Raw genomic sequence first — 14,162 nt, 5'->3', positions numbered from 1 at the left:
TTAATCGCGGCCCGGCATGGTCCGCACGCCTAACGAATGATTTAACGAGGAGTCGCAATGCTGCCTTACCCGCAGATCGACCCGGTGGCCCTGGCCATCGGTCCGCTGAAAATCCACTGGTACGGGTTGATGTACCTGATCGGCATCGGCGGTGCCTGGTTTCTGGCCTCCCGACGCCTGAACCGGTTCGACCCGACCTGGACCAAGGAGAAACTCTCCGACATGGTCTTCTGGCTGTCGATGGGGGTGATTGTCGGCGGGCGACTCGGCTACGTGCTGTTCTATGATCTGTCCGCGTACATCGCCAACCCGACATTGATCTTCGAAGTATGGAAAGGCGGCATGGCGTTCCACGGCGGCTTTATCGGTGTGATGATCGCTGCCTGGTGGTTCGGTCGCCGCAACGGCAAGTCGTTCTTCCAACTGATGGACTTCGTCGCGCCGATGGTGCCGATCGGCCTGGGCGCCGGGCGTATCGGCAACTTCATCAACGCCGAGTTGTGGGGCAAGCCGACCGACGTGCCGTGGGCCATGGTGTTCCCGCCGTTCAGCGATCCGGCGCAACTGCCGCGCCACCCGTCGCAGCTCTACCAGTTTGCGTTGGAAGGCGTGGCGCTGTTCCTTATCCTGTACATCTTTTCGCGCAAACCGCGCCCGACCATGGCGGTTTCCGGCATGTTCGCGCTGTTCTATGGGATCTTCCGCTTTATCGTCGAGTTCGTGCGTGTGCCGGATGCGCAACTGGGCTACCTGGCGTTCGGTTGGGTGACCATGGGCCAGATCCTCAGCCTGCCGATGATCATCGGTGGCCTGGGCCTGCTGTGGTGGGCGTACAACCGCCCGCAACCTCTGAAGAACACCGCGCTTTAAATTCGAATGCCCAGGTCTTTATCTGGCCTGGGCTTCAACGATACGGGTACCAACATGAAGCAATATCTCGAGCTACTGAACGACGTCGTGACCAATGGATTGACCAAGGGCGATCGCACCGGTACCGGCACCAAAGCCGTGTTTGCCCGTCAGTATCGGCATAACCTGGCCGACGGCTTCCCGCTGCTGACCACCAAGAAGCTTCACTTCAAAAGCATTGCCAATGAACTGATCTGGATGTTGAGCGGCAACACCAACATCAAGTGGCTGAACGAAAACGGCGTGCGCATCTGGGACGAATGGGCCACCGAAGACGGCGATCTGGGCCCGGTGTACGGCGAACAGTGGACCGCCTGGCCAACCAAGGACGGCGGCACGATCAACCAGATCGACTACATGGTCCACACCCTCAAGACCAACCCCAACAGCCGCCGCATCCTGTTCCACGGCTGGAACGTCGAGTACCTGCCGGACGAAACCAAGAGCCCCCAGGAAAACGCCCGCAACGGCAAACAAGCCCTGCCACCGTGCCACCTGCTGTACCAGGCGTTCGTGCATGACGGTCACCTGTCGATGCAGTTGTATATCCGCAGCTCCGACGTCTTCCTCGGCCTGCCGTACAACACCGCCGCGCTGGCCTTGCTCACCCATATGCTGGCCCAGCAGTGCGACCTGATCCCCCATGAGATCATCGTCACCACCGGCGACACCCACGCCTACAGCAACCACATGGACCAGATCCGCACCCAGCTGGCGCGCACGCCGAAGAAGCTGCCGGAACTGGTGATCAAGCGCAAACCTGCGTCGATCTACGACTATAAGTTCGAAGACTTCGAGATCGTGGGCTACGACGCCGACCCAAGCATCAAGGCTGACGTCGCCATCTAGCGACTGTCCTGGTGTTAAAGTGTGGGCTTGCGTGGGAGGGGGCTTGCCCCCGATAGCGGTGGATCAGCCAAGTATTGGGTGGCTGAAACTCCCCATCGGGGCAAGCCCCCTCCCACATTGGAACCGTGTTGCCTTGAGTTAATGGCCGTGGCTTCTGCCCACATGTGAGGGCTCGGCCTCGCTGGCGGCAACACCTCCGCTGACCTCCAGTTGCTGCAAAATCCCACAGTGATCCCCGCCACCACAGCGCTGGCGCAGGTCCAGCAATTGCTCCTGCAACGCCAACAGCCCATCGATCCGCGCTTTCACGTGGTGGATATGCTCGTCGATCAGCGCATTCACGCTTTCGCACTGGTCCTGGGGGCTGTCCCGTAGCCCCAGCAGGCTGCGGATTTCTTCCAGGGTCATGTCCAGGCTGCGGCAATTGCGGATAAACACTAACCGCTCGGTGTGTGCCTGGGTGTATACGCGGTAGTTGGCATCGGTGCGCGCCGGCGGCGGCAGCAGGCCTTCCTTCTCGTAGTAACGGATGGTTTCCACCGGACAGTCGGTCAGTTTGGCCAGTTCGCCGATCTTCATCGCAACAATCTCCAAATGGGTGCTTGACCCTATAGTGGCTACAGGGTCTTTACTTGGCAACAGGCACCTTTACGGACGCGACAGAATGAGCGATTCCATCCACACCCCGCATAAACACGAGCATGATCACGATCATGGCCCGAAAAAACTCACGCCCGTGCATGACCATGGCCACGGTGGCTCCTGCTGTTCCGGCACCCCGGCCCCGGCGTTGGTGCAATTGAGCGAAGCGCCCACCGCCGGCTCGCGGCTGAGCACCTTTCGCATCGAAGCCATGGACTGCCCCACCGAGCAGACGCTGATCCAGAACAAACTGGGCAAGCTTGCGGGTGTGCAGCAACTGGAATTCAACCTGATCAACCGCATCCTCGGTGTCACCCACGACCTGCCGACGACGGCGCCGATCATTGACGCCATCAAGTCCCTGGGCATGCAGGCCGATCCCATCGAAGAAGGCACACCCGCCGCCGAACCGCCCGCCAAGAAACACTGGTGGCCGCTGGCGTTGTCCGGCATCGGCGCGTTGGGCGCCGAAGTGCTGCACTTCACCAGCGCCGCGCCGACCTGGGTGATTGCCATCGTCGCGCTGGTGTCGATCCTCAGTGGCGGGCTCACCACCTATAAGAAGGGCTGGATTGCCCTGAAAAACCTCAACCTGAACATCAATGCCCTGATGAGCATCGCGGTAACCGGTGCGATCCTGATCGGCCAGTGGCCGGAAGCGGCGATGGTGATGTTCCTGTTCACCGTGGCCGAGTTGATCGAAGCCAAATCCCTGGACCGTGCGCGCAATGCCATCAGCGGCTTGATGCAGATGACGCCCGAGCAGGCCACTGTGCAGCAGGCTGATGGGTCTTGGGCTGAACAAGAGGTCAAGAGTATCGATCTTGGCGCCATCGTGCGGGTAAAGCCTGGCGAGCGCATCGGCCTGGATGGCGAAGTCACCGCTGGCCAATCCACCATCGACCAGGCGCCGATCACCGGTGAAAGCCTGCCGATTGAAAAGACCGTGGGCGACAAAGTCTTCGCCGGCACCATCAACCAGGCTGGCTCCCTGGAATATAAAGTCACTGCCGCCGCCAACAACTCTACCCTGGCGCGCATCATTCACGCGGTGGAGCAGGCCCAGGGCGCACGGGCACCGACCCAGCGCTTCGTCGACAGCTTCTCGAAAATCTACACCCCGGCGGTGTTCCTGTTTGCCCTGGGCGTGGCGGTGATCCCGCCGTTGTTCATGGCCGGCGCCTGGTTCGACTGGATCTACCGCGCCCTGGTGCTGCTGGTGGTCGCCTGCCCGTGTGCACTGGTGATTTCCACCCCGGTGACTATCGTCAGCGGCCTCGCGGCGGCAGCGCGCAAAGGCATCCTGATCAAGGGCGGCGTGTACCTGGAGGGCGGTTACAAGCTCGATTACCTGGCTCTCGACAAGACCGGCACCATTACCCACGGTAAACCGGTGCAAACCGATTACCTGGCGCTATTCCCCAACGTCGAAGACAGCGCACCGGCATTGGCCGCCAGCCTGGCTGGGCGTTCCGATCACCCGGTGTCGCTGGCGATCGCCAATGCGGCTGTGGATAAAAATCTGCCTACCCACGTTGTGGATAACTTTGCCGCCCTGGCCGGTCGCGGCGTGCGCGGCGAGATCAACGGCGAAACCTACCATTTGGGCAACCACCGCCTGGTGGAAGACCTGGGCCTGTGCTCGCCGGCGCTGGAAGAAAAACTCTTCGCCCTGGAGAAACAAGGTAAGTCCGTGGTGCTGCTGCTCGACAAGTCCGGCCCACTGGCGCTGTTCGCCGTGGCCGACACGGTCAAGGACAGCAGCCGCGAAGCCATCCAGCAGTTGCACGAACTGGGCATCAAGACTTTGATGCTTACCGGTGACAACACCCACACCGCCCAGGCGATTGCCGCGCAGGTTGGCATCGACCAGGCCCAGGGCGACCTGTTGCCGACCGACAAGCTGCAAGCCATCGAAACCCTCTACGGCCAAGGCCACCGCGTGGGCATGGTCGGCGACGGCATCAACGACGCCCCGGCCCTGGCCCGCGCCGAGATCGGCTTTGCCATGGCTGCAGCGGGTACCGACACGGCTATCGAGACTGCTGATGTGGCCTTGATGGACGATGACCTGCGCAAGATTCCGGCTTTCATTCGTCTGTCGCGGCAAACGTCGAGTATCCTCAAGCAGAACATCGCCCTGGCGCTGGTGATCAAGGCGATCTTCCTCGCGGTCACCTTCCTGGGCATGGCCACGATGTGGATGGCGGTGTTCGCCGACATGGGCGTGAGCTTGCTGGTGGTGTTCAATGGCCTGCGCCTGTTGCGCAAATAGACGATGAGAGGGTGGTGTGCTGAGTGCCGAGTTGAAGGCGTTTTATATGGTCGCCCGCCTGGGCAGCATTACCCAGGCGGCGAAAAAACTCGGCCTGAGCCAACCCACGGTCACCACCCAGATCCGCAATCTGGAAAGCCAATACGGCATTGAATTGTTCTACCGTGGCGGGCGTCGCCTCACCGTCAGCGACGAGGGCGCGCGGCTGCTGCCGATGGTCAAGGCGCTGTTGCAGCAGGAAGCGGATATCGAGTTTTTCCTGCGCAACAACGGCCAGGTCCAAGGCGCACTGAGGATTGCCGCGACGGCGCCGTACTACATCCTCGACCTGGTCAAAGCCTTTCGCGAACGCCTGCCGCAGGTGGAAGTGTCGGTGGAAATCGGCAACTCCCAACAAGTGCTAGAAGCCTTGGACGATTACCGTGTCGACGTTGCGGCCTCCTCGCAACTGCTGGAAGACCCACGCCTGATTCGCCGTGTTCTGGGCACCGATCCCCTGGTGCTGGCGGTGCACCGCAACCATCCGTTGGCCAAGCTCGACCATGTGCCGCTCAACGCGTTGGCCGGGCACACGCTGTTGATGCGTGAAGCGGGCTCTACCACGCGACGTTTGACCGAAGAACTGTTGCAGAGCGCAGGTGTGAGCTTCGGACCGCTGCTGGAAATCGGCAGCCGCGAGTCGATTCGTGAAGCGGTGCTGCGCAACATCGGCATCAGCATCATTGCCCGCCAGGAAGTGCCCCATGACCCGCAATTGCGCGTGCTGACCATCGAGAACGCGCCGCAGATTCCGGAGTATCTGTACTGCCTCAAAGAACGGAAAAGTGCTCGCCTGCCGGCGGCTTTTCTGGGGTTGGCGCAGGAAATGTCGCCGCTCTGAAGCGTGGTGATCGCCTTGAGGGCCAATCGGGGGCAAGCCCCCTCCCACACGTTTCGGGTTCACACGCTCGGAATGTGGGAGGGGGCTTGCCCCCGATAGCGATAGACCAGGCAACTCACCGCTGAGAGCCCTACCCAAATCCACGAATACCACTATCATCGGGTTTTGCCTTTCTGCCACACCAGGGACGCATTGCCCCCCTAGCATGGCCTTCATCCGTTCGATGAGGTGCCTTGCATGAACACAGCCCTGACCCAACCCGGCGCGCCCATGAAGGTGCGGGGTATCCAGAAACGCTTCGGCGCCTTTACCGCGCTGGACAACGTGTCCCTGGACGTCGCCGCTGGCGAGCTGGTGTGCCTGCTGGGCCCGTCCGGTTGCGGCAAGACCACCTTGCTGCGCTGTATCGCCGGCCTGGAACGCCAGGACAGCGGCGAGCTTTACCTGGGCAACCGCGATGTTTCCCTGCTGCCGCCCCAGGCGCGGGACTACGGCATCCTGTTCCAGTCCTACGCGTTGTTTCCCAACCTCACCGTTGAAGCGAACATCGGCTACGGCCTCACCGGCAGTGGTCGCGATGAAGTGCGCCAGCGCGTCGGCCAGATGCTCGAACTGGTCGGCCTGGTCGGTAGCGAAAAGAAATACCCCGGTCAGCTGTCCGGCGGGCAGCAGCAACGCGTCGCTTTGGCCCGTGCCTTGGCGCCCGCGCCTTCGTTGTTGTTGCTGGATGAACCGATGTCGGCCCTCGACGCCCGCGTGCGTGAGCATCTGTGCACCGAGCTGCGCCAACTGCAACGGCGCCTGGGCATCACTACGTTGATGGTCACCCACAACCAGGATGAAGCGATGCTGATGGCCGACCGTATCGCCGTGATGAACAACGGCAAGGTCGAGCAATACGCCACGCCCCAGGAGATCTACGACCGTCCGGCCACGCCGTTCGTGGCGGAGTTTGTCGGCCAGGGCAATTGGCTGCCGTTCAGCCGCAACAGTGCCAGTCACGCCCAGGTCGGCGGGATGAACATGCGCCTGGCCGACGATGCCGGCATGGCCAAGTCCGGGCGCCTGTTCTGTCGCCCGGAGGCGATCAGCGTCAACCCGTCGGTGCATGAAGAAAACCTGTTCCCGGCCAAGGTGCGCGAGATCACCTTCCTTGGCAACCGCTGCCGCATGAGCTTTGAGCTGGAGCAATTGCCCGGCCACCCGCTGCTCGCCGAACTGGCCCCGGAAGCCATGCCGCGCCTGGGGGCACAGCACATTTGGGTGGCCTTGCCGCCGCGCAGCCTGCAGGTGTTTGCCTGAGATGGCTGCTGTGATGACACTGCCACGCCAGGTTTCCCGTGCCGAAACCGGCGACAGAATTTTCGTCGTCGGCGGCAAACTGCTGTGGCTGTTGCTGTTGGGTATCGCTGTATTGATGCCGTTGCTGGCGATCTTCTGGCGCGGTTTCAGCAGCGAGGCCGGGCAGGGCGGTGGCCTGGTGGCGGCGCGGGAGCTGGTGACCAGCGCCAACTTCCATTGGCTGCTGGGCAATAGCCTGAAAGTGTCCCTGAGCGTGGCGGCCATCGTCGTACCGCTGGCCTACCTGTTTGCCTACGCCCTGCAACGCACCTTGATTCCCGGCAAGGCGATCTGGCGCGGTATGTCACTGCTGCCGCTGATGGCGCCGTCGATGCTGCCGGGCATTGCGCTGGTCTATCTGTTTGGCAACCAGGGCATGCTGCGCGGGCTGCTTTCGGAGAACATCTACGGTTTCTGGGGCATTGTGCTGGGGGAGGTGATCTACACCTTCCCACATGCCTTGATGATTCTGCTGTCGGCGCTGTCCCTGGCGGATGCACGCCTGTTCGATGCCGCCTCCAGCATGGGCGCCAGCCCGGCCCGGGCGTTTCGCAGCATCACCTGGCCGGCCACGCGCCAGGCGGGGTTCGCCGCGTTTTGCCTGGTGTTCACCCTGACCATCACCGACTTCGGTGTGCCCGTGGTGGTGGGTGGCGATTATCAGGTGCTGGCCCTGGAGGCCTACAAGGCGGTGGTCGGCCAGCAGCAGTTCGGGCGCGGTGCGCTGATCGGCATGGTGTTGCTGTTGCCGGCGTTGTTCAGCTTTGGGGTGGATGCCTGGCTGCGCCGCCGTCACGGCGACTCCATGAGCGGCCGTGCGCAAGTATTTCAACCGGTGCCATCGGCCTTGCGAGACGCCTGCTACCTGGCCATCGTGCTGCTGATGTGCGCGGTATTGCTGTTGGTGTTTGGCATGGCGGTGTATTCCTCGCTGGTGAAATTCTGGCCGTACAACCTGTCGCTGTCCCTCAACCATTACCAGTTCGAGGACACAGCCGGCGGCGGTTGGCTGGCTTACCGCAACAGCCTGACCCTGGCCCTGTGCACCGCGTTGATCGGCAGCGTGCTGATCTTCACCGGCGCCTACCTGATGGAAAAAACCAAGGGCCAGAAGGGCCTCAACCTGGCCCTGCGCATGCTCAGCTTCGTGCCGATGGCCGTGCCGGGCCTGGTGCTGGGCCTGGGCTACGTGTTCTTTTTCAACCTCAACGGCAATCCGCTGCATGTGTTCTACGGAACCATGACCCTGCTGGTGGTGTGCACCATTGCGCATTATTTGACCACTGCACAGATGACCGCGACCACCGCACTGCGCCAGCTCGACGCCGAGTTCGAAGCCGCCGCGCTGTCCCTCAAGGCGCCGCTGTACCGGCATTACTTGAAGGTGACGGTGCCGATCTGCCTGCCGGCGCTGCTGGACATCGTGCGCTATCTGTTTGTGTCGGCGATGACCACCGTGTCCGCCGCGATCTTCCTCTACAGCCCCGACACCATCCTCGCCGCTGTTGCCGTGCTGAACATGGACGACGCCGGCAACGTGGGCGGTGCGGCGGCCATGTCGACCCTGATCCTGTTCACTTCGGCCGGCGTTTCGCTGCTGCTGGCGTGGGCTTCACGTGGCGCGTTGCGCCGCTCCCAAGCCTGGCGCCAGACCGCGCCCGGGCAATAATCCTGAAGGAGGTGTTCCATGTTCAAGCCCCTGGCGCTGGTCGCGGCGGTACTCACGGCATTCAGCGTGAATGCCTTTGCCGCAAAAACCGAGTTGACCGTGTACACGGCCCTCGAAGCCGAGCAATTGAAGACCTACAAAAAGGCCTTCGAACAGGCTAACCCCGACGTCGAAATCAAATGGGTGCGTGATTCCACCGGCATCATCACCGCCAAGCTGCTGGCCGAGAAAGACCGCCCGCAAGCCGACGCAGTGTGGGGCCTGGCCGCCTCCAGCCTGGCGATCCTCGACCAGCAAGGCATGCTGGACAACTACGCGCCCAAGGACCTGGACAAGATCGGCAAGAACTATCGCGATGCCGCCAACCCACCGGCGTGGGTCGGCATGGACGTGTGGGCGGCGACCATCTGCTTCAACACCGTTGAAGCCGAGAAACAGGGCCTGACCAAGCCGGTGAGCTGGCAGGACCTGACCAGGCCTGAGTACAAGGGCAAGATCGTCATGCCCAACCCGGCCTCGTCCGGCACCGGTTTCCTTGACGTCAGCGCCTGGCTGCAGACCTTCGGCGAAAAGCAAGGCTGGCAGTACATGGACGACCTGCACCAGAACATCGGTCAGTACGTTCACTCCGGGTCCAAGCCGTGCAAGCTGGCGGCTTCCGGTGAATTCCCGATCGGCATTTCGTTTGAATACCCGGCGGTACAGCTGAAACGCCAGGGCGCGCCGTTGGACATCATCCTGCCGAAGGAAGGCCTGGGCTGGGATATCGAAGCCACCGCGGTGATCAAAGGCACCGCGCACAAGGACGCCGCGCAGAAGCTCGCCGACTTCTCCGCCAGCCCGGCGGCCATGGAGCTGTACAAGGACAACTTTGCCGTGCTCGCCCAGCCGGGTATCGCCAAGCCGCAGACCGAATTGCCGGCCGACTACGAGCAGCGTTTGATCAAGAACGACTTTGCCTGGGCGTCGAAGAACCGCGACAGCATCTTGACCGAGTGGCGCAAGCGCTATGACGGCAAGTCGGAGAAAGTGGCAGGGCAGTAAGGTTTTTCGTTGGGGCTACTGGCCTCATCGGGGGCAAGCCCCCTCCCACACTAATCGAACTGTGGGAGGGGGCTTGCCCCCGATGGCGGTCTGCAAAACAGGACATTACGATATGACACACCACAGCGACCTGCTGATCATCGGTGCCGGCATCCTCGGCCTGTCCCACGCCTACGCCGCCGCCAAACGCGGCCTCAAGGTCAAGGTGTTCGAACGCAGCGCCACGCCCTTGGGCGCTTCGGTGCGCAACTTCGGCCAGGCGCTGGTGACCGGCCAACCACCGGGGCCGATGCTCGACCTGGCACGCGAAAGCCGTGAGATCTGGGGCCATTGGGCGCAGGTCGCCGGGCTGCAACTCAAGCGCAACGGCGCCTACCTGTTCGCCCGCACCGAAGCCGAAGAGCATCTGTTGGAAGCGTTCTGCGCTGGCCGTGCGCAGGAACACGGCTACAACGTCGACCTGCTGCAAGGCGCAGCGATGAAGGACCTGTACGGCGGCCAGTTCCGCCATCACCGCGCTGCGTTGCATGGCAAGGACGATCAGCAACTCTATTCGCGCGAAGCGATCCCGGCGCTGATCAACTACCTGGCGCAAGAGCTGAAGGTGCAGTTTTACTTCTCTACGCTGGTGCGCGACGTCGAACCGGGCCAGTTGCACAGCACGGCAGGCAGCTTTCGCGCTGAACAGATCATCGTGTGCTCCGGCCACGACTACCAGACCCTGCTGGCCGAAGCGATGGCCGAACTCAACCCGAGCATCTGCCGCCTGCAAATGCTGCGCGCGCGGCCAGCGGTGAACCTGAACCTGCAACACGCGTTGCTCACCGGCTTGAGCTGCGTGCATTACGGTGCCTTTGCCGACCTGCCGGAAGCCGCGCCGGTGCAGGCGCAAATCCTGCGGGAGGCACCGCACCTGCATGAGCACGGTATCCATTTGCTGATCAGCCCGACGCCCCATGGCGAACTGATCATCGGTGACTCCCATGACTACGGCAGCGATGCATCGCCGTTCAATGCCGAGCAGGTCGATGACTGGATGATCGCGCTGGCCGAGCAGACCCTGGGCTGCAAGATCCAGGTCGTGGAGCGCTGGCAGGGCGTGTACGGCTCACGCGGGCCGGCGCCGTTTTCGTTCCTGCGGGCGGCGCCGGGTGTGAGCGCGGCGTTGATGCACACCGGTGTGGGCATGAGCGTGGGGCCGGCAATGGCTGAGCGAAATATCACAACCTTGTGGGGGGCGGCGTGATCAACCCGGAACAGACCATCGCCGAAGTCTTCGGCTTGTACGAACAGCACGGCACGGCGGATTACATCGGCGAGCCGGTGTCGCAGATCGAGCACATGTCCCAGGCCGCACAGTTGGCCATGGCCGAAGGCTTCGATGATGAAGTGGTGCTGGCGGCGTTTTTCCACGATATCGGGCACTTGTGCGGCGAGGGCGGCGAAAACATGGGCGGCTATGGCGTGGTCAGTCATGAGCAGCTCGGCGCCGATTACTTGCGTCGTGCAGGCTTCAGCGAGCGCATGGCCAAACTGGTGGAGTATCACGTGCAAGCCAAGCGCTACCTGACCTTCAGCCAGCCGGGTTATTACGCCCGCCTGAGCGAAGCCAGCCGCCGTACGCTCGGGTACCAGGGCGGTGTAATGACTCAGGAAGAGGCGCAGGCGTTTGAACAAGACCCGCTCTGCGAGATCAGCCTGCGCATGCGTCATTGGGACGAGCAGGCCAAGGCAATGCAAGTGCCGGTGCTCGACCTCGAGGTGCTCAAGGCCAAGGCGCGGCAGGTGCTGGCGGCTTAGGTTTCGTCGAGGCGCCGGGCCAGTGCTTCGATCTGTTCCTGGCGCTCGGCCTGGCTGAGCCTGGGGTGAGGGTTGAGCGACGACCACTGCGGGTGGGCGCGGGCTTTGTGCAATGCATCCGGCAACTTGCCCTCGCGCCAGGTCTTGTCCTGGGGCGTGTCGACCTTGATGCTGTGCATCGCCGCATGGCCGCGCAGGTCCAGGGCCTTGAGCAACTGGCGTTGGCGCAGAGCGAGCAGGCGCAATACGCTGTCGTCCACGGTCAGCTCGCGCTGGCCTTTGATCTTGCCCAGCAGCCGGCTGCCATAGCTGCGTGCGGTTTGCAGCGCGCCACCGGCAATGGCGCCGGCCAGGGCGGCGGCGCCCAAGGTCAGGCCGCCGACCAACAGATCCACACCGGCACCCGCCGCTGCGCCTGCGGCGATCCCGCCACCGACGCGCACGCCGAGTTGCTTTAGAGTTTCCGGGTTGAACAGGTCGTCGCCCCAGCGCCCGTCCAGCAGCGGCAAGTCACTGGCGGCGGCATCCTGCGGGCGGAAGCCGAACAGCTTGAGCAGCGCTTCCACACACTTTTGTTCGCGTTGGCGCACGGCTTTGCGCAGGTCGCCGATGGCGTGTTGTTCATCTTCGCTGACCACGCTACGGCGGCAGGCGGCGCAGTCGATCAGCAGTTCGGCGATCAGCCGGGCGGCGCTTTGCTGGCGGGCCTGGCGCTGCGCCCCTTGATCCAGGATCAGCCGTTCCAATTGCGGCCGTGCGTTTTCCAGCAGCAGGGCGAGGCTTTCATACAGGCGCCGCTCGCCGTCTTCCGGCGGTGCCACGCTGTCGAAGCGCACCAGCGCGTGCAGGCCAAGCCGAGCCAGGGCTTCGCGCCAGTCCGGCTCGCGGTGGTCGCTGCTGCTGACAAAGTTGAGCACCGGCAGCAACGGCTTGCCGCAACTGGCCAGCACTTGCAGCTCGTCGCGGTATTTGGCCAGTACCGGCTCGCGGGCGTCGATCACATACAGGCCGGCGTCGGAGGCCAGCAGTTGGCGCAGCACCTTGGCTTCCTGTTCGAAACGCTGGCGCGCTTCGCTGCCTTCCAGGAACCGCGCCAGGCGGGCCGGGCCGTCGAGGCGTTCGCCGGGGCGATCCAGGCGCTCCAGGTAATCGAGCAGGGCGATGGCGTCTTCCAGGCCGGGGGTGTCGTACAGCTCCAGCAGGGCTTCGCCGTCCACCGACAAGCGTGCGCCTTCCACATGCCGTGTGGTACTGGGACGATGGGACACTTCGCCGAAGCCCACATCTCGCGTAAGGGTGCGCAGCAGCGACGTCTTGCCGACATTGGTGTGGCCAACCACGGCGAGTTTCAGGGGCTTAGTCATGACCGGTCTCCAGCCAGTTCAGCGGTGCGCAGTCGGCAAAGGGCAATTCAAGCTGTTGCAGCGCGGTGTGCCAGTCGCCCAGGCGCTCGGCATCGAGGGCCTGGCCGGGCGGCGCTTGCAGCAGCCACACGCGGGTGGCGGTGGCGCTGCGGGCGAGTTCGGCGATCAGCGCCAGGCTGCCGCGATCCGGCGAGCGGCGCGGGTCGCAGGCGATGGCCAGGCGTGCGGGCGGGAAGCGCGTGAGTTGTTCCAGCAGTTTGTTGCGCGATTCGCGGCTATCGAGGATCCCGGCGTTCTTCACGTTGTGCGGCAGTTTGGGCGGCCAGGGGCGCTGGTCGTCCAGTTCGATGGCCACCAGCAGCGCGCCGTCGCTTTGCAGTTCGCTGACGCCGCCGCTGACGTGATGCAGTTGTTCGGGGGCGGCATCGTTGACCCCGAGGCGCTCGCTGCTCGGCATCAGACGTTCGCGCAATTGGCTGTAGCCGGGCAGGTTGAGGTCCAGGCGCAGCGCGGCGCGCCCACGTTTCCAGCGCCACAGGCAGAGCAGGGCAAGGATCAAGCGGGGCAACAGGCCATAGACCAGCAGCACGCCCACCAGCCATGCGGCCCAGGCCTGGCGGGCGCTTTCGATATTCAGCGCGGAATCGCCGCTGGCGCGGATCATCTCGACGGTCGGCACATTGAAGCCCAGCAGGGCGGGCAGGGCGCCGAGGGCCTGGGTGACGGCGACGAAGGTGTCGGCGCCGAGAATGGTGGTTTCCCACACGAAGCCGTAGCGGCGGGTGGCGAGTAGTGTCAGCAGAATCACCAGGGCGCTGAGCAACGCCAGCAACCACAGGCTATTGACCAGCACACCTACGGCCCAGCGATTGAGTTTCTGGCGTTGCAGCAATAGCAGCAGTGCGGGCGCCAGCTGCGCAGCCTTCGCGTCACGGGCGAGTTTTTCGCTGAGCCATAACCACAGTCGCCCCAGGCTGGCGCTGTGTTCACCGGCAAACAGCAGGCCCAAGGCCCAACTGATCAGCAGGATCAGGTTCAAGCCGAGCAAGCTGCCCAAGGCCCAGAACACATTCACCGGGACCAGACCGTTGCCCAGCGCGGCAAAGGCCAGGCCCGCACCGCTGATCACCGCGACGACCGCCAGCAGCACCAGCGCCAGACGTGCGCCTTGCACCCAGCGGGTGAGGGCGGTCGTGAGCCCATCGCGCTCGGCCAGGTGCAGGGCGCGGTGCTGGATGCGCGTCGGCAGGTCGCCACCGGCGGTGCGGGCCAGGCGGCTGGCTTCCAGGTCTTCCAGAGGGCCGGCGTGTTCTTCGCGCAGGCGCACGGTTTCTGTCAGCCAGAGTGTGTGCAAAGGAGTCACGCGTTGTCCTGTCGTGTTTGTGAGCC

12 protein-coding genes are annotated in these 14,162 nt (G+C 63.5%); 9 read left to right on the top strand and 3 right to left on the bottom strand.

What is annotated here, in order from left to right; translation table 11 throughout:
• The first annotated feature begins 57 nt into the window (after window positions 1–57).
• The gene (lgt, locus tag AC3WP7_RS10725) at window positions 58–870 is read left to right on the top strand and encodes a prolipoprotein diacylglyceryl transferase (protein WP_071490408.1); all 813 of its coding nucleotides are present in this window, start codon (window positions 58–60) and stop codon (window positions 868–870) included.
• Window positions 871–924: 54 nt separating this feature from the next.
• Window positions 925–1,758 (top strand): thymidylate synthase, encoded by an 834-nt coding sequence (locus AC3WP7_RS10720; protein ID WP_092241868.1) that lies wholly within the window; start codon window positions 925–927, stop codon window positions 1,756–1,758.
• Window positions 1,759–1,896: 138 nt separating this feature from the next.
• Here the strand turns inward: AC3WP7_RS10720 and cadR are convergent, their stop codons facing one another.
• The gene (gene cadR, locus AC3WP7_RS10715; RefSeq protein WP_092241870.1) at window positions 1,897–2,337 is read right to left on the bottom strand and encodes a Cd(II)/Pb(II)-responsive transcriptional regulator; all 441 of its coding nucleotides are present in this window, start codon (window positions 2,335–2,337) and stop codon (window positions 1,897–1,899) included.
• An 85-nt stretch (window positions 2,338–2,422) separates the two neighbouring features.
• Between cadR and AC3WP7_RS10710 the strand changes: the two genes are divergently transcribed.
• The 7 genes from AC3WP7_RS10710 to AC3WP7_RS10680 all read left to right on the top strand — a co-directional run bounded on the left by AC3WP7_RS10710 (window position 2,423) and on the right by AC3WP7_RS10680 (window position 11,409).
• Entirely contained in the window at window positions 2,423–4,675 is a 2,253-nt protein-coding gene (locus AC3WP7_RS10710) for a heavy metal translocating P-type ATPase (RefSeq protein WP_102591813.1), read from the top strand.
• Window positions 4,676–4,691: 16 nt separating this feature from the next.
• Window positions 4,692–5,555, top strand: a complete 864-nt coding sequence (locus AC3WP7_RS10705; RefSeq protein WP_071490404.1) for a LysR family transcriptional regulator — start codon at window positions 4,692–4,694, stop codon at window positions 5,553–5,555.
• Window positions 5,556–5,792: 237 nt separating this feature from the next.
• The gene (locus tag AC3WP7_RS10700) at window positions 5,793–6,857 is read left to right on the top strand and encodes a putative 2-aminoethylphosphonate ABC transporter ATP-binding protein (protein ID WP_102591814.1); all 1,065 of its coding nucleotides are present in this window, start codon (window positions 5,793–5,795) and stop codon (window positions 6,855–6,857) included.
• Window position 6,858: 1 nt separating this feature from the next.
• Window positions 6,859–8,565: a putative 2-aminoethylphosphonate ABC transporter permease subunit gene (locus AC3WP7_RS10695; RefSeq protein WP_102591815.1), complete on the top strand. Its 1,707-nt coding sequence runs from the start codon at window positions 6,859–6,861 to the stop codon at window positions 8,563–8,565.
• 18 nt (window positions 8,566–8,583) lie between these two features.
• Window positions 8,584–9,609 (top strand): putative 2-aminoethylphosphonate ABC transporter substrate-binding protein, encoded by a 1,026-nt coding sequence (locus AC3WP7_RS10690; RefSeq protein WP_093120574.1) that lies wholly within the window; start codon window positions 8,584–8,586, stop codon window positions 9,607–9,609.
• Between the two features lie 112 nt (window positions 9,610–9,721).
• Window positions 9,722–10,855 carry a TIGR03364 family FAD-dependent oxidoreductase gene (locus AC3WP7_RS10685; RefSeq protein WP_092241893.1) on the top strand — a complete coding sequence of 378 codons (1,134 nt, stop codon included), beginning with the start codon at window positions 9,722–9,724 and terminating at the stop codon, window positions 10,853–10,855.
• Window positions 10,855–11,409, top strand: coding sequence for a phosphonate degradation HD-domain oxygenase (locus AC3WP7_RS10680; protein ID WP_102591863.1), 555 nt, complete (start codon window positions 10,855–10,857; stop codon window positions 11,407–11,409). The genes AC3WP7_RS10685 and AC3WP7_RS10680 overlap by 1 nt, the downstream gene beginning before the upstream one ends.
• Here AC3WP7_RS10680 and AC3WP7_RS10675 read toward each other — a convergent pair.
• Both AC3WP7_RS10675 and AC3WP7_RS10670 read right to left on the bottom strand, forming a co-directional pair.
• Window positions 11,406–12,773, bottom strand: a complete 1,368-nt coding sequence (locus tag AC3WP7_RS10675) for a DUF3482 domain-containing protein (RefSeq protein WP_102591816.1) — start codon at window positions 12,771–12,773, stop codon at window positions 11,406–11,408. The two genes, AC3WP7_RS10680 and AC3WP7_RS10675, sit on opposite strands and share 4 nt — an antisense overlap.
• The gene (locus AC3WP7_RS10670) at window positions 12,766–14,136 is read right to left on the bottom strand and encodes a DUF2868 domain-containing protein (protein ID WP_102591817.1); all 1,371 of its coding nucleotides are present in this window, start codon (window positions 14,134–14,136) and stop codon (window positions 12,766–12,768) included. Before AC3WP7_RS10670 ends, AC3WP7_RS10675 begins: the two co-directional genes overlap by 8 nt.
• Window positions 14,137–14,162: the final 26 nt, after the last annotated feature.

It is taken from the genome of Pseudomonas sp. FW305-3-2-15-C-LB1 (assembly GCF_058787615.1).
Note: the sequence above shows the minus strand (reverse complement) of the source record. Positions and strands in the feature narration are given on the sequence as shown.